Source organism: Kitasatospora sp. NPDC048407 (genome assembly GCF_043200475.1).
Taxonomy (GTDB): domain Bacteria; phylum Actinomycetota; class Actinomycetes; order Streptomycetales; family Streptomycetaceae; genus Kitasatospora.
In genome coordinates this window covers 321,849-337,833 of sequence record NZ_JBICXW010000001.1, presented here as the reverse complement: position 1 = coordinate 337,833, position 15,985 = coordinate 321,849, and the positions used below count along the sequence as shown (strand labels likewise).

Genomic DNA, 15,985 nt, shown 5'->3' with positions numbered 1-15,985 from the left:
GACGATTCCTCCGCCCCTGGTGGTCCGGCTGCTCGAGCTCGGGCACGCGGAGGAGGTGGAAGTCCAGGCCCGGCAGGGGGAGCGGTTCTGCGCGCGGGCGTGGGCGCGGGTGCTGGGTGAGCAAGGGCGGCAGGCGGAGGCGCTTGCGGTGCTGGTGCCGTACGTCGAGTCGGAGTGGTGGCCGGCCGTCGAGGCGCAGGCGGAGCTGCTGGAGGAGTGGGGACGGCCGAACGAGGCGAGCGCGCTGGTCCGTCGGCATGCGAGGGCCGGTGGGCGTCCGCTGGAGTTCCTCGGTCGGCTGCTGGCCCGGCAGGGGCGTGGCGTCGAGGCATTCACGTTGCTGAGCGCGGGAGTTGAGGACGCGGGCCTAGCCGCCGCGATGGTCGAGGTGGCCGGAGTGGCGGGCCGGGAGGAGGAGGCCGCCGCGCTGCTGGCCGCGAGGATCCCGGCCGGGCACCGGTGCGACAGTCCGTGGTGCTGTCGAGGGCTCCACCCCGGGACGGCGCTCGGCCTGCTGGCCACCGTCCGGGAGCGGCAGGGCCGGATCGCCGAGGCGATCGCCCTGCTTGGCACCGAGCAGCCGATCGACGAAGGCCGGCTGTCCGAACTGCTGGCGCGGCACGGCCGGTTCGAGGACCTGCGCGCGCACGCGGCGGCCGACCCCGGCGGGCCTGCGGCGCTGCATCTTGCCGGGGTGCTGGAGGAACGCGGCGACGTGGCGGGCGCCGTCGCCGTGTACCGCGCGGCCGGGGAGTCGCGGGACGCGGCCCTCGGGCACGCTCAACTCCTGGCCCGGCACGGAAGGTTGGCAGAGGCGATCGCGGTGATGCGAGCGCTGGTCGAGTCGTCCGGCGGGGCGGAGGACTGGATCGTCTCGGCCCTGTGCGCGCTGTACGTCGACCACGGTCGGCCGCAGGAGGGGCTGGCGCTCCTGGAGGACCTGACGGCCCATCATGAAAACGCAGAGGAGTGGGAGTTGTTCAGTTTGCGCCTCAGGCTGATGGCCGACTTTGGGCTGCTGGACGAGGCGATCGAGCTGGCTCTGGCGTACCCCGACGACGACCCGCCGTCCGCCGCTCAGGAGATCGCCGAACTGCTCGCCGACCGGGGGCGGTTCGAGGAAGCCGCCGCCCTGCTTCGGCCGCATGCGGATGACCCGTCCTGCCGCCGCCGGTTGGCCGGCCAGCTGATCGAACTCGGCTGCGTCCAGGACGCGGTGGCGCTGCTCCAGCAGGGTCGGACCACGCGGGGGGTCCGACCCGATCTGTACCGGCTGTTCCACCCCTGACCGGCGGCGAGCGGTGCGGTCAGCCGGTGGTGGGGAGCGGGCCGCCGAGGTGGCGGTTGCGGGTCCGGCGGGCCGCGAGGCGGGTGGGGGTGGGGAGTTGGGCGAGTTCGGCGAGGGCGTGGGTGATGGCGGTGGCCAGGTGGGTGCGCAGGTCGGCGGGATCGTCGGTCTCGGGGACGACCTGGTCGATCAGGCCGGTGGCGGCGAGCGCGGTGGCGGTGATGCCCTGGGCGCGGGCGAGTTGAGGAGCGTGCTCGCCGTCGCGGTGGACGATGGCGGAGGCGCCCTCGGGCGGGAGCGGGGCGAGCCAGGCGTGCTGGGCGGCGATGACGCGGTCGGCGGGCAGCAGCGCGAGCGCGCCGCCACCACTGCCCTGGCCGAGCAGCACGGCGAGGACGGGGGTGCGCAGGCCGACCAGGGTGGTCAGGCAGTGCGCGATCTCCAGTGCCACACCGTCGAGTTCGGCCTCGACGGAGAGTTCGGCGCCGACGGTGTCGACCACGGTGAGCAGTGGCATTCCCAACTCCTCGGCCAGCTCCGCCTGTCGGCGAACCGCCCGCAAATCGGCTGCCGTGAAGGGAAGTTCGGGCCGGTTGGGGCCGGAGCGCTGCTGGGCGACCACCATCACCGGGCGTCCGCCGATCAGCGCGAGCGCCCGGACGAGCGCGCTGTCGCCGTCCAGCGGGAGGAACAACTCGGCGGTGTGGGACAGGAGTTCAAGAGAAGAGAGGCGGTCGGGCCGGCGGCTGCGAAGCACCGACTCCCAGGCGTCCTCGGCGGCGATGGTCGCGGCGGGGGCGGCGGGTGGCGGTGAACTCGGCCGGGGCGGCCGGGTGGTGAGGATGGTGAGCGCGCGGGACAGGAACGCGTGCAGGCGGTCGGGCGGGACGATGGCGTCCAACCGGCCGTTGGCGGCCAGGGTTTCGGCGCGCTGGACGGCGGGCGGCAGCGGCTCGCCGCGCAACTCCTCGTAGACGCGCGGACCGAGGAAGCCCAGCCGGGCGCCCGGTTCGGCGAGGACCAGGTGGCCGAGGGTGCCCCAGGAGGCGAACACGCCGCCCATGGTGGGGTTGCGCAGGTAGGTGAGGTACGGCAGGCCGGCGGCGCGGTGGGCGTGGACCGCCGCGGTGACCCGGACCATGCACAGGAACGCGGCGGAGCCCTCCTGCATGCGGGTGCCGCCGGAGACCGGCAGGGCGAGCAGCGGGAGGCGCTCGGCGGTGGCGCGTTCCACGGCCCGGGTGATCCGTTCGGCCGTGGCGACGCCGATCGAGCCGCCGAGGAAGCCGAACTCGCAGGCGATCAGCGCCAGCGGTCGGCCGTCCAGCAGGGCGCGGCCGGTGATCACCGCCTCGTCCAGCCCGGTGCGGGCGCGGGCCCGGGCCAGGGCGTCCCGGTACTCGGGGTCGGCCGGCTCGGTGCCGATCGGCTCGTCCCAGGACGTGAAACTGCCGGGATCGACCAGCAGATCGAGGAGCTGACGTGCCGACACCTGGGGCCTCCGTCGCAGGCAGGGGGATGGGGCAGAAGTGGGGGAAGGGGCGTTGCGGCCCAAAGCTGGCGCAAAGCCGGTGCAGAGCCTATGGGCGGACGCGGGCCGTCGGCGGGTGCGGCGCACAGTGGTGACACGGATCACCGCCGGTGGGGCGGTTGGCTCGCGCGCCCTACCCAGCGCGCCCGGCGGTGGAACGTGACGCACCAGACACCGGGCTAATTGGTATCCAGGATGCTGAATTGGCTAGAGTCAGCGCCGTGAGGCTGACCAAGAGCACCGACATCGCACTGCGCATCGCAATGCGCCTGGCGGTGCTGGGCGAAGACCAGACCCCGACCACCCGCGAGGTGGCCGAGGCGGTCGACGTCCCCTACAACCACGCGGCGAAGGTGGTCAGTCGTCTCCAGCACCTGGGCGTGGTCGAGGCCCGGCGCGGGCGCGGTGGAGGGCTTGCCCTGACTGCCGCCGGCCGCAACGGATCGCTCGGCCGGATCGTCCGGGAACTGGAGGGCACAGGGGATGTGGTCGGCTGCGAGGACCAGCCGCCGTGTCCGCTGCGTCACTCCTGCCGGCTGCGCGGGTTGCTGCGTCAGGCGCAGGAAGCGTTCTTCGCGACGCTCGACCCGTTGACCGTGAACGACCTGGTCAGTCCGCCGACCGGCCCGGTCCTGCTGGGACTGCCCGGCCGTGGCTAGCCGGGGTCACCAGCGGTGATCAACAACAGTCAACAGTGCACATTCAGCAGTCAGTAGTGCGCAGTAGTAGTCAGTAGCAGTCACCTGTAGTCGTCAGCGGTCAACAGTAGGTGTTTCCACACCGTAAAATGCGCATCTCAGATGCGAGTTTGGAGCTTCGGATGCTGTCCGAGAAGTCCGCGCAGACCGTGCGTGCCACCCTGCCCGTGGTGGGGGCGGCCATCGAGGAGATCACCGGCTCGTTCTACGGCCGGCTCTTCGCTGCTCACCCCGAGCTGCTGCGCGACCTGTTCAACCGGGGCAACCAGGCCGACGGCAGCCAGAAGTCGGCGCTGGCCGGTTCGATAGCCGCCTTCGCGACCGCCCTGGTCAACAACCCCGACCAGCGACCGGACGCCATGCTCGCCCGCATCGCCCACAAGCACGCCTCGCTGGGCATCACCGCCCCGCAGTACCAGGTGGTCCACGACAACCTGTTCGCCGCCATCGTCGAGGTGCTCGGCGAGGCCGTCACCCCCGAGGTCGCCGAGGCCTGGGAAGAGGTGTACTGGCTGATGGCCAACGCGCTGATCGCCCTCGAGGCGCGCCTGTACGAGGAGAGCGGCACCCGCGGCGAGCGCCGCCCCTACACCGTGGTCTCGCGCACCGCCGAGACCGCCGACGTGGCGACCTTCCTGCTGCACCCGGCCGACGGCGGTGCCGTCCCGGCGCACAAGCCCGGCCAGTACGTCTCGGTGCAGGTCGAACTCGCGGACGGCGCGCGGCAGATCCGCCAGTACAGCCTGTCCGGCCAGCCCGACGGCGGCCTGCAGATCACCGTCAAGCGCGTCGCCGGCGACCCGGCCGGTGAGGTCTCCAAGCACCTGCACCAGCACGTCGACCAGGGCGACACCCTGCTGGTCAGCGCCCCGTTCGGCGACGTCCAGCTGGCCGATGAGGACCGCCCCGTGGTGCTGGCCTCGGCCGGCATCGGCTGCACCCCGATCATCGGGATGCTCCACCACCTCGCCGAGACCGGCGCCACCCGCAAGGTGATCGCCGTCCACGGTGACCAGCAGGAGTCCACCCACGCCTTCCGCGAGGACTTCTCCGGCCTGGTCGCGAAGCTGCCGAACGCCGAGGCGCACGTCTGGTACGAGCGACCCGAGGGTGAGTGGCCGGCCGACCGCACCGGCCGGGTCGACCTGAGCGGACTGGACGTTCCCGCCGGCGCCGTCGCCTACCTGTGCGGCCCGCTGCCGTTCATGCGCGCCGTGCGCACCCAGCTGCTGGAGGCCGGCGTGCCCGCCGCCGACATCCACTACGAGGTGTTCGGCCCCGACATGTGGCTCGGCCAGTAAGACCCCAGAGGTCGCTCAACTTCCGCGCCGGACACGGTAGCTGAAGCGGCGGACCCGACGGCCTCTCCTCCCCGGGGAGGCCGTTGCCTTTGACGGTGCCGAAAGCAGGCGCGCTCATCTCAGGACGTCGCGGATCGCCTCGCGCAGTTGCCCGGCGTCCGGTTGCAACGCCCGGTCCAGGCCGAGGGCGAACGGCAGCACCGCACCGTCCGGCCGGGTCACCCGGCGCGGCGGCGCGAGCAGGCGGCCCTCCTCGCCCGCGATCGCCAGCACCTCGGCGGCGAACCCGGCGAAGCGGTTGGAGTCGTCCACCACCACAAGCCGCCCGGTGCGCCGCAGCGAAGCCAGCAGCGCGGCCCGGTCCAGCGGGTACAGGGTGCGCGGATCGAGCACCTCCACCGACACCTCGCCCGCCAACTCCTCGGCCACCGCCAGCGCTTGATGCACCAGATGGCCGACCGCGACCACCGTCACGTCCGTGCCGGTCCGGTGCGTGCGGGCCACGCCCAGCGGCACCGGCGCCAGCGCCGCCGTCACGTCCTCCCGGACGCCCAGCGCGCCCGCCGGGGCGAACAGCACCACCGGATCGTCATCCGCGATCGCCGAACTCAGCAGCCCGTACGCGTCGGTGGGCGTCGCGGGTACGAGCGTCTTGAGGCCGACGTGCGCGAACAGGCCGTACGGATGGTCCGAATGCTGGCCCGCCCAGCCGCTGCGGGAACCCGAACCCGGCACCACCACGGTCAGCGGAACCCGCGCCTGGCCGCCCGTCATCAGCGAGAACTTGTGCGCCTGATTGGCGAGTTGCTCGAACACCAGGAACAGCAGCGACGGGATCTGCAACTCGATCACCGGGCGCATCCCGGACAGCGCCGCGCCGATGCCCGCCGAGGTGAACGCCTGCTCCGACAGCGGAGTGTCCACCACCCGCTCGGCCCCGAACCTCTGTTGCAGCCCCAACGTCAGCCCGGCCAGGCCCGCGCCCACGTCCTCGCCGAACACGCACACCGCGGGGTCGGCCGCCAACGCGTCCGCCAGCGCCCGGTTCATCGCCTTAGCGTACGACAGCAGGGTCACAGTGCCGCTCCTGACCGGGGCCGCAGCCCGCTCGCGTACAAGTGGTCGGTCGCATACAAGTAGTCGCCCGCCGTGGCCGGATCCGGCTCCGCCGAGGCACGCGCGAACTCGGCGGCCGAGGAGAGGAGTTCGCGTACCTCGTCGTCGATCGCGGCCACGCCGTCGGCGGGCAGTGCCGCGGCGGCCGGGACGAGCGGGTCGCGTTCGCGCCAGGCCGCCACCTCCTGCGGGGTGCGGTAGGCGAGCCGGAACCGGCGCTCCATGGTGTGGTGCGCCTCGAAGCGGTACGTCAGGCACTCCAGGAACCCCGGGCCGCCGCCCGCCCGTGCCCGGGCCGCCAGCCGTTCGGCCGCCGCCCGGACCGCCTCCACGTCCATCCCGTCCACCGTCTCCGCCGGAATGCCGAACGCCGCCGCCCGCCCGCACGCCGAACCGCCCACCGCCGCACCGGCCGGCAGCGTCGTCGCATAGCCGTTGTTCTCGCACACGAACAGCACCGGGGCCCGCCAGATCGACGCCAGGTTCAACGACTCCAGCAGCACCCCCTGGTTGAGCGCGCCGTCACCGAAGAACGAGGCCACCACCCGGGGATTTCCCTGCCGCTGCGCCGCCCAGGCCGCGCCGACCGCGATCGGCGCGCCCGCGCCGACGATGCCGTTCGCGCCGAGGATGCCCAGCGAGAAGTCCGCGGCGTGCATCGACCCGCCCCGACCCCGGTTCAACCCGCCTACCCGACCCGCCAGTTCGGCCAGCAGCCGCCCCGGATCGGCGCCCTTGGCGAGCACGTGCCCGTGACCGCGGTGGGTGGACGTCAGCTGGTCGTCCGCCGCGAGTGCCGCGCAGACTCCGACCGCCACCGCCTCCTGGCCGATGTACGGGTGGGTGCCGCCGACGATCAGACCCGAGCGCACCCACTCCAGCGCCAGTTCCTCGAACGAGCGGATCAGCCGCATCGCCCGGTACCGCCCGGCCTGGTCCGCCAAATGCGGCAGGCTCACCGGCCCGACCGCCACAGCACCGGGCAGAACTCCGGGTCCGCGTAGTCGGGTTGGCCGTCCGCCGTGCGCCGCACCACCGCGTCGTGGTTGTACACCACCGGCGAGCCGTCCGGCTTCAGGAACGACCGGTAGCGGTTCGAACCGTCCTGCAGGTGCAGCGAAACGGCGCGGCGTGGCTGGGCGGACCGGTTCGGGCCGGAGCCGTGATAGGTGCGGCAGTGGTGGAAGGAGACGTGCCCGCGCGGGATCTCCACCGGCACCGTGCGCACCTCGGCGCCGTTGAACTCGGCGTTCTCACGCAGGAGTTTGTCGAGTTCGGCGCGGTCGCGGGCGGCGAAGTGCCGGGTCGAGTCGTCGCCGCCGGGGAGTTCCTCCCAGCGGTGGCTGCCGTCCACCATGGTGATGGTGCCCATCTCCTCCGTGCAGTGGTGGAACGGCAGGAACGCCGTTAGCATCCGCTGCGAGGTGGACGTCTGCCAGTAGTGCTTGTCGAAGTGCCACGGCACCACGTTGCTCAACTCGTCCGCCACCGGCGGCTTGTAGATCAGCGTCGCCTGGAACACCCGGATCTCCTCCGCCTGTGCCAGGCGCGCCGCCACAGCGCCCAGCAGCGGCTTGCGAAGAATGCGGCCGATCTCCGCGTGCTCGTAGTGCACGTAGTCGTTGTGTCGCTGCACCGGCCCGTCGGCCGGCGTCCAGGCCGCCAAGTGCGGCGGCCGGGCGGGCAGTTCGCGGACCCGCTCGCCCGCGTAGTAGCGCTCGGTGGCGGCCTGTAGGGCGTCCAGCTCCTGGTCGCTGAACAGCCGCCGCGACAGGTACCAGCCGCGCTCCGCGTACTCCAGCACCTCCTCGGCGGTCGGCAGCAGCGCTGACTCCTCCTCCGACAGTCCGAACGGGTCGGTGGTGTCAGGCATTTGAGGGCTCCCCTCCGGTTAGTGGTTGCGTGGTCAGTGGTCGCGCGGTCAGTTGTGCGCGGTGGCGCGTTCGCGTTCGACGGCTTCGTACAGGGCCTTGATGTTGGCGGTGCCGAACGAGCCGGCGCCGCGCCGCTCCACCAGCTCCAGGAAGAACGTCCGGCGCGGGTGGCTGGAGCGGGCGAAGATCTGGAACAGCTCGCCGCCGTGGTCGCGGTCCACCAGCACGTTGGTCTCGCGCAGTTCGTCCACCGGGATACCCGTCGGGCCGAGCCGCGACTCCAGCGCCCGGTAGTACGCGCCCGGCGTGCTGAGGAACGCCACGCCGCGGTCGGTCAACTCCCGTACGGACGTGGTGATCGAGGCGGTGGAGAACGCCACGTGCTGGGCGCCCGCGCCGCCGTGCGCCTCCAGGAACCCGTCGATCTGGCCGGCGGTCCGCGAGGTGTCCGGCTCCAGCAGGGTGAACGTGACGGCGCCGCAGGGGCTTTGGACCACCCGCGAGTCCATCGCCTGGGTGCCGACCTCGACGTACTCGCGGAAGATCTCCTTGAAGCCCAGACCGCGCACCGCCCACTCGACCGAGGCGTCCAACTGCCCGCCCGGTACCGCGATCGCCACGTGGTCGAGGGACAACAGCCCTCCCCGGCCGGGGAGTTCGTCCGGCGGCAGGAGGTCCTGCGCGTCGGCGAAGCGCACCGCCAGGTCGCCGAACCCGGAGACCGTGCCCGCCCCGTCCAGGCAGCCGCCGCCCGCGTTCAAGGCCCGCTCGGCCGCCGCGGCCGCCGCCACCTTGTCGGTGTGCCGGAGCGCGACCACCGCCACGCCGTCGCCGTGCCGGCGCACCCACTCCGTCACCTGGTGCTCGGCGTCCACCGCCGAAGTCACCAGCAGCCGGATCGAGTTCTGGTGGGCCAGCACCTGCACCGTGCCCGGCGTGGTGCGAACCGGTTTGCTCAGCGTGAAGCCCCAGTCGTCGCGCAGTTGCGCGGCGTACTTGTGGGCGTCCTCCGCGTACAGTTCGAGGTAGGCGATTCCCGACACGGTCATGAGTTACCTCCGAGGTGCTTGGCCGCGATGCCGAGGTGCTCGGCGTCGATGCCGAGGTGCTCGGCGTTGATGCCGAGTTGTCTGGCCGCGATGCTCGGCGGGCCGAACACCAGGCTCAGGTTGTGCCCGCCGAACGCGAACGAGTTGGACAGCGTGTGGCGCACCGGTGCTCGCGCCGCCGAGCCGCGGACGTGCCGCAACTGGCAGTCGGCATCAGGCTGTTCGAGGTTCAGGGTGGGCGGCAGCAAGCCCTCGGCGACGGCCAGTGCGGACACCGCCGCCTCCACTGCCCCTGCCGCGCCCAGCAGATGGCCTGTCGCTCCTTTGGTGGAACTGACCAGCGGGCCCGCGTCGCCGAACACCTCGCGCAGTGCCGAGACCTCCGCCCGGTCGCCCAACTTGGTGCCGGTGCCATGGGCGTTGACGTAGTCCACCGCCGACGGGTCGAGCCCCGCCGAGCGCAGTGCCGCGCGCATCGCACTGGCCGCGCCGGCGCCGTCGGGGCGCGGCATGGTCGGGTGGTGGGCGTCGGTGGCGGCGCCCCAGCCGGACAGTTCCGCGTATGCCGAAGCGCCGCGGGCGGCCGCGTGTTCGGCCCGCTCCAGTACCAGGACGGCGCTGCCCTCGCCCAGGACGAACCCGTTGCGGCGGGCGTCGAAGGGCCGGGACGCCTGCGTCGGGTCGTCCCAACCGGCAGCAAGCGCGCGGGAGTTGTCGAAGGCGGCGGCGATGGTCGGGTGCAGCGGGGCCTCGGCGCCGCCGCACACCACCACGTCCGCGTCGCCGCCGCGGATCAGTCGCAGGCCCTCGGCGACCGCCTGTGCGCCGGCCGCGCAGGCGGTGATCACGGCCGAGCTGTAGCCGCGGATGCCGTGCGTGATGGCGATCCGGGCGGCCGCCATGTTGGACAGCATGCCCGGCAGCAGGTAGGGGCTGACCGCGGCCCGGCCGCGTTCGCGCCGTGCGGCGGCCTGCTGCTCGTAACTCTCCAGCCCGCCACCGCCGGTGGCCATCACCACTGCCACCCGCTCTGGATCGGCGTCCTGACGGATCGTCAGTTTTGCGTCGGCCAGGGCATCATCGGCGGCGGCCAGGGCCAGCAGCAGGAACCGGTCGGCGCAGCGGGTCTCGGTCGGCGGAAGCACCTCGGCGGCGGGCACGGGCGGGGCGATGCCGGCGGCCCGCAGCCACCCCGCCGCCGGGTGGTCCGGAGGCGGGGCGGTCAGCCCGGAGCGGCCGTCGGCGAGGGCACGGAACACCTCGGGGACGCCGCGGCCGAGGGGAGTCAGCCAGCCGATGCCGGTGATCTGGGCGGCGGGGCCGGTGGGATGCGGGGCGGGCGCGCTCACTCGGCGCCGGCCGAGGAGGAGAGGTGCTGCCGGCGCAGCAGGACCTTGCGGACCTTGCCGGTCGGGCCGAGCGGGATCCGGTCGTCCGGCACGGCGAGCACCGCGCGCACGGTGGCGGCGACGTGCGCCTCCAGCGCGGCTAGCACCCGGGCGGTGAGGTCGTCGGATTCGGCTGCATCCGGGGCGAGTTGCAGCAGCACGTCCGTGACCGCCCGGTCGCCGTCGCGGAGCGCCACCACCGTGCAGTCGAGGACGTCCGGGCAGACGGCGAGGACGCGTTCCTCGCAGGCGGCGGTGTGCAGGCGGCGGCCGTTGCCGAGGTCGACGGTGTCGACGGCGCGGTCCACGTGGTAGTAGTAGCCGTCCTCGTCGCGGTACATCAGGTCGCCGGTGAGGAAGTAGTCGCGGATCCGGGTGCGGTGGGTGGTGACGGAGTCGTTCCAGTAGCCGACCGCGAGGGTGGGGGAGCGGGTGCCGAGTTCGCCGACCTCGCCCGGGCCGAGCTCGTTGCCGTCCGGGTCGAGGATCGCGCAGTCGACGAACGCGTGCGGGCGGCCCACGCAGCGGCCGTAGCGGTCGGAGTCGACGGTGTGGGTGATGAAGAAGTGCGAGTGGCCCATCTCGGACGAGCCGAGGCCGTCGATGAACACCGAGCCTGCGGTGCGGACCCGGCCCTGCCGGGTGGCGGTCTCGCGTGAACCCTGGGCGACGAGGCGGCGGATGTGGGTCTCGTGCGCGCAGTCGCCGGTGTTCCACCACAGGCCGACGGAGGACAGGTCGCGGGTGGACAGGTCGTGCCGGGCGAGGTCGGCCCAGGTGGTGGCGAACCCGTACACGCCGAGCGGCTGCCAGCGTTCGATCGCGTCCAGTACCGCCGGGCCCGACTGGCTTGACAGCAGGTGGAGTTGGGCGTCGAAGCTGAGCGCCAGGTTGACCGCGATCAGGGTGGCGGCGTGCGCGGCGGGCAGTGCGCTCAGCACCCGGTCGATGCCCTGCGGGCGGGGCAGCAGCAGCCGGTGCCGGATCGCTGCGTACAGGCTCTGGTGCGAGTGCAGTACCGCCTTCGGCAGGCCGGTGGTTCCCGAGGAGTGGGTGATGGCGACCGGGTCGGTGGGCCAGTGCCGGTACGGGGTGGGTGCCGACTCCGGGTCGCCGTCGGCGAGTTGGGCGGTGTCGGCGAGCAGTGTGGTGCCGAGGTCGAGGCCCGCGAGCGCCTTGGCGTGTTCGGCGTCCGCGAGCAGCCCGGCCGCGTTCAACCGGCGCAGGTAGCGGGCCGAAGTGTCCGCGTCCAGTGCCGGGTTGAGCAGTGCCGGGATGGCGCCGAGCCGGGACAGGGCGAGGAAGGTGAGCACCTGGTCGGCCGCCGCGGACGCCTGCACCGCCACCGGATCGCGTCGGCGCACCCCAAGCGCGTGCAGTGCGGACGCCCGTGCCCTTACGGCGAGGTCGAGTTGACGGAGCGTCAGCATTGTGTTGGCGGGGTAGCCGTCGACGGGGGTGTCGAAGGTGAGGGTCGGCGAGTCGAGGCCGAGGCCCTGCTCGACCCGGGTGGTCAGGACGTTGCCGGCGCCGACGGAACTGTCCTCGGACAGGACGGCGCGCAGGGTGCGGAGGCTCATGGATCCCGTTCTTCTCGTGGTGCGGGACTCGTGGTGATTCGTGGTGCGGGACTCGTGGTGCGGGGCTCGCGGTGATTCGTGGTGCGGGGCGTCGGCGGGTGTGAACGACGTGGGGGGTGTCAGGGGGCGAGCAGGACGGCGGTGGCGCGGTCGGGCGGGCCCTGCGCGGCGGTGATCAGCAGGACCTGCTCGGCATCCCCGTCCTCGATCAACAGGCGGGCCCGGTCGTGGAGTTCGGACTCGGTGTCGAAGCCGGGGCCGAGCGCGACGACCGGGCCGTCGAGCTGCCAGCGGGCGGCGAGATGGCCGAGGACGGCGTTCGGGTTGGACTGGAAGAACAGCAGGGGCGCGACGCGCCGGCCAGTGGTGGTGGCTCGGTCGAGGGCGTCCGCCGTGCCGGTGTCGCCGGTCGGGCTGGCCAGCAGCAGGGCGGTGCGGGGTGCGCCGAGGGCGGGCGGCGGCCCGTAGTGGCGGCGCAGGCAGCGTTCGGCGGTCTCGGCCACCAGCGGATTGAAGCTGGACTCCACGAACCCCGCGATGGACGGGAGTTGGTCGTCCGGACGCTCGGGCCAGGCAGCGGACGCGAGCACCCGCAGCGGGCCGGTCAACTCCCTCGTCGCTAGTGCCGCGTCAGGCAGCCTTTGCCCGTCAAGGAGCGGCGTTCGGTGCGTGCTATCGGCGTGCCGGACGGAAGCCCTCGTACTGGATGTACTTGGGTTTTCGACCGGTGCGGCGAGAGTGCGTGCCTGGGGGTACCTCTCAGCCCCCCAAGGGCTGGGGGCGCGTCGCGACGGGGCGAAGGTTGTCTGACGCGGCACTGGCCGCGGAGTGTCGTCGGAGGTGGTGATCACGCGGCGGCCACCAGGAGTGCGGTGTTCGCGCCGCCGAACGCGGAGTTCAGGGTGAGGGCCAGGCCGGGGGTGGCCGGGCGGGGTTGGTCGAGGACCAGGTCGAGCGGGCAGTCCGGGTCCGGGTGCTGCCAGCCGGCGTTGACGGGCAGCAGCCCGGCCTGCAGGACGCCGACGGTGACGGCGAGTTCGAGCAGCGCGGAGGCCTCCAGGGCGTGGCCGTGCACGGACTTGGTGGAGCTGACCGGCGGGGTGCCGGACGGGAACAGGGTGCGCAGCGCGGCGGCCTCGGCCAGGTCGCCGAGCTTCGAGCCCGCCCCGTTGGCGTTGACGTAGCCGATGGCGTCGGGCCGGGCGCCCGCGCGGGCGAGGGCGTCGCGGACCGCCCGGGCCAGGCCGGTGCCGGCCGGGTGCGGCCGACAGACGTGGTGCGCGTCCCCGGTGCGGGCCCAACCGGCGATCCGGGCCAGCGGGTTGCGGCCGCCGCGACGGTGCAGCGACGGCACGGACTCGAGGACCACGGCCACTACCGCGTCGCCGAGCAGCATGCCCTGCCGGCCCAGGCTGAACGGGCGGACAGCGCCGTCCCCGGCGAGCGCCCGGCCGGCGTCGAACACCGCGAAGGTGTCCGGCTCGACCAGGTAGCCCGCGGCGACCAGCACGCGTTCGCGCCGGCCGGAGGCGATCAGCGCGGCGGCGTCGGCGACGGCCGTGGCGGCCGCCACGCACGCGCCGGTGTACACCCTGGGCCGCAGCCCGGTGCGTTCGGCGACCTCCGCGGCGACCGGTCCGGCCCGCCGGTCGCCGTGCAGGGCGAGCAGCAGTTCCTCGGGCGTGCCGGAGGGTGCTCCGGCGGGCGCGCCGTCGGGCCGGTGGCGCAGTGCGCCCGCCTCGGCGAGCACCGACACCAACTGGTCGGCCAGCCGGGCCGGTTCGGGTGCGACGGCGGCCCGGTCGGTTCGGTGTCCGACGGTGCTGAAGCGGTCCACCGGGACGAACGCCGGCCGTCCGGCCAGCACCCCGTCCAGCAACGCCGCGAGCCCCGGGCCGAAGGCCGAGCGGACACCGATGCCGCCGACCAGGACGGTGCGCCGCGGCGGACCGTTCCGGATCGCGCTCCCATTCATGCGTGGAGCTGCGGATCGAGTGGCGATTCGGGCTGTGACTTGAGCTGGGTGCCGAGGGCGGCCACGGCGTCGTCCACTGTGCGGATGGCGTCCAAGCTGTGGTCGTCCAGGTCGAGTTGGATGCCGTAAGCCTGCTCGACCTCGGCGATCAGCCAGGTCAGTTCGAGCGAGCCCAGGTGTTCGTCGACCTGTTCGGGGGCGCGGTCGCCGTAGCGGGCGAGCATGGCGATCGCCTCGGAGCGTCCGAAGCGGACCTCGGATTGGGTGTTCATCAGGCCGTGCCCACCGTGGAGTTGGCGATCCGGGCGGCGACCTCGGTGCTGAACTCGTCGATGGTCATCAGCGCGGTGGACTCCATGTCGTCGAGCTCGAAGCGGATGCCGAACTCCTCCTCGACCTGCACCGCCAGGTCGGCCAGTGCGAGTGACTCCAGGTCGAGGCCGGCGGGGCCGAGGTCGGTTTCCGAAGTGACCTGCGAGACGTCGTAGTTCATCGCCGCCAGCGTGGTGAGGACGAACGAGCGGATCTGTTCCTGCATGGACTTGCTCACTCCAGCGCGTCGGGGTGTAGGGGGTGTTGGGGTTCGGTGTGGTGCGGGCAGGGCGCACCGACGGACGGGCGGACGGTGTCTGGAGCCGTCCACCCGGCCGGGCGCACTGCGCGCGGAAGGGGGAGTGCGGATCAGCGGGTGGCGTCGACCTGTCGGCGCAGGGCGGCGACGTCCCGCAGCAGCTTTCCGGTGGCGGTCCGGGGGAGCTGCGGCATCAGGTGCAGGCGGCGAGGCAGTTTGTAGCCCGCCAGTTCCCGGCCCAGCAGTTCGCGCAACTGCTGGGCCGCGCCGTCCCGTTCGGACGGTGCGGGGGAGGTGCCGTCGGCGGTCGCGGCGTAGGCCTCGATCGCGCCGTCGGCGAACACCACCACGGCCTCGACCACGCCGGGAAGCGCGGTCAGGGTCTGCTCGACCTCGTTCAGGTCGACCTTGAGGCCGCCGATGGAAATCTGTGAGTCGCGCCGCCCCAGTACCGTCACCCGGCCGGTGTCGGCGTCGAGCAGCGCGGCGTCCCGGGTGTGCAGCAGGCCGTCCGACCAGCGGGTCGGGTCGGTCGGGCCCAGGTACGGGGAGTGCGGGCGGCTGATGTGCAACTCGCCCGCCTCCAACGACAGTTGGAGGCCGTGAACGACTTGCAGGGCCGGATGATGGCGGCCCGACAGGTCGGTGGCGATGACCCCGGTCTCGGTCATCCCGTACATGGCGCCCAGCGGCACACCGTAGCGCTCGCGGAACGCGGCGGGAAGACCGGGGCGGATCAGTTCGCCGGCCACGATCATCCGCCGCAGCTGCGGGAGTTGGGGCGGCGCGGCCACCGCGGCCAGCAGCTCGGCGTGGAACGGCACCCCGATCACGGTGGTCGGGGCGGTGCCGTCGGCGATCGCGGTGAGGATGCCCGCGGGGGTCATCCGCTGCGGCACCACCAGCTCCACGCCCGCGTGCAGGGCGTGCAGCAGCCCGCCGACCAGGCCGAGTACGTGCACCGTGGAGGACAGCAGCACGGTGCGTTCGCCCCGGGTCGGGAACTCGGGCAGCCGTGCGTAGCAGTCGAGTTCGCGCAGCAGGTCGCCCGCCGTCCGGCCGATCACCTTGGACGGGCCGGTCGAGCCCGAACTGAGCTGCACCAGCACGTGGTCGCCGAGTGCGAGCGGCCCGGCGGCCCCTGGGTCGTTCGCGGGCGGCCGGTCCTGCGAGGCGTCCGGTGGCGGCCTGAACTGCGGCCGCCCGCCGACGAGTTCGACCAGCACCCGGGGGCGCAGCCGGTCCACGGCGCGGTCCACCTCGACGGCGGTCAGCCGGTGGTCGAGCAGAACGGCCCGCGCGCCGGCCCGCCAGGCGGCCAGCAGTACCGCGACGAACTCCGCCGACGGAGGCATGCGCAGAGCAACCGTTCCGTGTTCGCCGAGACCGGCCGCGGCCAACTGCCGCTGCCGCTCGGCCACCAGGGCCCGCAGCGTCCCTCTGCTCACCGGAGCGCCGAAGCGCAGGCACGGTTCGCCGTCCGGTCCGGCGAGTAATTGTTCGTCCACCCAGTCCGCGGCAACCGTGCGGCCGCGCACCGGGGTTGGGATCAGCGTCAACGCAACTCCACGCGCTCGGATGGGAAGCATGGGTCGGAAGTTGTGATGCTTCAGT

The 15,985-nt window shown here is 73.1% G+C and carries 15 protein-coding genes; 3 read left to right on the top strand and 12 right to left on the bottom strand.

What is annotated here, in order from left to right; all coding sequences use genetic code 11:
* Positions 1 to 19 precede the first annotated feature (19 nt).
* Positions 20 to 1,288: a tetratricopeptide repeat protein gene (locus ACGFWJ_RS01640; RefSeq protein ID WP_392944131.1), complete on the top strand. Its 1,269-nt coding sequence runs from the start codon at positions 20 to 22 to the stop codon at positions 1,286 to 1,288.
* 19 nt (positions 1,289 to 1,307) lie between these two features.
* On the opposite strand, the gene ACGFWJ_RS01635 is transcribed toward ACGFWJ_RS01640, so the two are convergent.
* Entirely contained in the window at positions 1,308 to 2,780 is a 1,473-nt protein-coding gene (locus tag ACGFWJ_RS01635) for a carboxyl transferase domain-containing protein (RefSeq protein ID WP_392944129.1), read from the bottom strand.
* A gap of 260 nt (positions 2,781 to 3,040) precedes the next feature.
* Between ACGFWJ_RS01635 and ACGFWJ_RS01630 the strand changes: the two genes are divergently transcribed.
* Entirely contained in the window at positions 3,041 to 3,478 is a 438-nt protein-coding gene (locus tag ACGFWJ_RS01630) for an RrF2 family transcriptional regulator (RefSeq protein ID WP_392944128.1), read from the top strand.
* A 161-nt stretch (positions 3,479 to 3,639) separates the two neighbouring features.
* A complete protein-coding gene (locus ACGFWJ_RS01625) occupies positions 3,640 to 4,818 on the top strand; it encodes a globin domain-containing protein (RefSeq protein ID WP_392944126.1) in 1,179 nt (392 codons plus the stop codon).
* 114 nt (positions 4,819 to 4,932) lie between these two features.
* On the opposite strand, the gene ACGFWJ_RS01620 is transcribed toward ACGFWJ_RS01625, so the two are convergent.
* The 11 genes from ACGFWJ_RS01620 to ACGFWJ_RS01570 form a co-directional block, all read right to left on the bottom strand.
* Positions 4,933 to 5,895, bottom strand: coding sequence for an alpha-ketoacid dehydrogenase subunit beta (locus ACGFWJ_RS01620; protein WP_387859914.1), 963 nt, complete (start codon positions 5,893 to 5,895; stop codon positions 4,933 to 4,935).
* Positions 5,892 to 6,893: a thiamine pyrophosphate-dependent dehydrogenase E1 component subunit alpha gene (locus tag ACGFWJ_RS01615; protein WP_392944123.1), complete on the bottom strand. Its 1,002-nt coding sequence runs from the start codon at positions 6,891 to 6,893 to the stop codon at positions 5,892 to 5,894. The genes ACGFWJ_RS01620 and ACGFWJ_RS01615 overlap by 4 nt, the downstream gene beginning before the upstream one ends.
* Positions 6,890 to 7,807, bottom strand: a complete 918-nt coding sequence (locus ACGFWJ_RS01610) for a phytanoyl-CoA dioxygenase family protein (protein ID WP_392944122.1) — start codon at positions 7,805 to 7,807, stop codon at positions 6,890 to 6,892. The genes ACGFWJ_RS01615 and ACGFWJ_RS01610 overlap by 4 nt, the downstream gene beginning before the upstream one ends.
* A 48-nt stretch (positions 7,808 to 7,855) precedes the next feature.
* Positions 7,856 to 8,857, bottom strand: coding sequence for a 4-hydroxyphenylpyruvate dioxygenase family protein (locus ACGFWJ_RS01605; RefSeq protein ID WP_392944120.1), 1,002 nt, complete (start codon positions 8,855 to 8,857; stop codon positions 7,856 to 7,858).
* Positions 8,854 to 10,206, bottom strand: a complete 1,353-nt coding sequence (locus ACGFWJ_RS01600; protein WP_392944118.1) for a beta-ketoacyl-[acyl-carrier-protein] synthase family protein — start codon at positions 10,204 to 10,206, stop codon at positions 8,854 to 8,856. Before ACGFWJ_RS01600 ends, ACGFWJ_RS01605 begins: the two co-directional genes overlap by 4 nt.
* On the bottom strand, positions 10,203 to 11,825 hold the full coding sequence (locus ACGFWJ_RS01595; protein WP_392944116.1) for a class I adenylate-forming enzyme family protein: 1,623 nt from the start codon (positions 11,823 to 11,825) through the stop codon (positions 10,203 to 10,205). The genes ACGFWJ_RS01600 and ACGFWJ_RS01595 overlap by 4 nt, the downstream gene beginning before the upstream one ends.
* 119 nt (positions 11,826 to 11,944) lie before the next feature.
* A complete protein-coding gene (locus ACGFWJ_RS01590) occupies positions 11,945 to 12,433 on the bottom strand; it encodes a hypothetical protein (RefSeq protein ID WP_392944114.1) in 489 nt (162 codons plus the stop codon).
* Between the two features lie 239 nt (positions 12,434 to 12,672).
* Positions 12,673 to 13,800, bottom strand: coding sequence for a beta-ketoacyl synthase N-terminal-like domain-containing protein (locus ACGFWJ_RS01585; protein ID WP_392944113.1), 1,128 nt, complete (start codon positions 13,798 to 13,800; stop codon positions 12,673 to 12,675).
* Positions 13,797 to 14,072 (bottom strand): acyl carrier protein, encoded by a 276-nt coding sequence (locus tag ACGFWJ_RS01580; protein WP_392944112.1) that lies wholly within the window; start codon positions 14,070 to 14,072, stop codon positions 13,797 to 13,799. The genes ACGFWJ_RS01585 and ACGFWJ_RS01580 overlap by 4 nt, the downstream gene beginning before the upstream one ends.
* Positions 14,072 to 14,338 carry an acyl carrier protein gene (locus ACGFWJ_RS01575; RefSeq protein WP_387634164.1) on the bottom strand — a complete coding sequence of 89 codons (267 nt, stop codon included), beginning with the start codon at positions 14,336 to 14,338 and terminating at the stop codon, positions 14,072 to 14,074. The genes ACGFWJ_RS01580 and ACGFWJ_RS01575 overlap by 1 nt, the downstream gene beginning before the upstream one ends.
* A 143-nt stretch (positions 14,339 to 14,481) precedes the next feature.
* The gene (locus tag ACGFWJ_RS01570; RefSeq protein ID WP_392944111.1) at positions 14,482 to 15,930 is read right to left on the bottom strand and encodes a class I adenylate-forming enzyme family protein; all 1,449 of its coding nucleotides are present in this window, start codon (positions 15,928 to 15,930) and stop codon (positions 14,482 to 14,484) included.
* Between the last annotated feature and the right edge of the window lie 55 nt (positions 15,931 to 15,985).

Excerpts from the sequence above, each read along its gene's own strand:
- ACGFWJ_RS01625 (WP_392944126.1), top strand. The coding sequence starts at position 3,640 with ATGCTGTCCGAGAAGTCCGCGCAGACCGTGCGTGCCACCCTGCCCGTG.
- ACGFWJ_RS01610 (WP_392944122.1), bottom strand. The coding sequence starts at position 7,807 with ATGCCTGACACCACCGACCCGTTCGGACTGTCGGAGGAGGAGTCAGCG.
- ACGFWJ_RS01605 (WP_392944120.1), bottom strand. The coding sequence starts at position 8,857 with ATGACCGTGTCGGGAATCGCCTACCTCGAACTGTACGCGGAGGACGCC.
- ACGFWJ_RS01595 (WP_392944116.1), bottom strand. The coding sequence starts at position 11,825 with ATGAGCCTCCGCACCCTGCGCGCCGTCCTGTCCGAGGACAGTTCCGTC.
- ACGFWJ_RS01585 (WP_392944113.1), bottom strand. The coding sequence starts at position 13,800 with ATGAATGGGAGCGCGATCCGGAACGGTCCGCCGCGGCGCACCGTCCTG.
- ACGFWJ_RS01580 (WP_392944112.1), bottom strand. The coding sequence starts at position 14,072 with ATGAACACCCAATCCGAGGTCCGCTTCGGACGCTCCGAGGCGATCGCC.
- ACGFWJ_RS01575 (WP_387634164.1), bottom strand. The coding sequence starts at position 14,338 with ATGCAGGAACAGATCCGCTCGTTCGTCCTCACCACGCTGGCGGCGATG.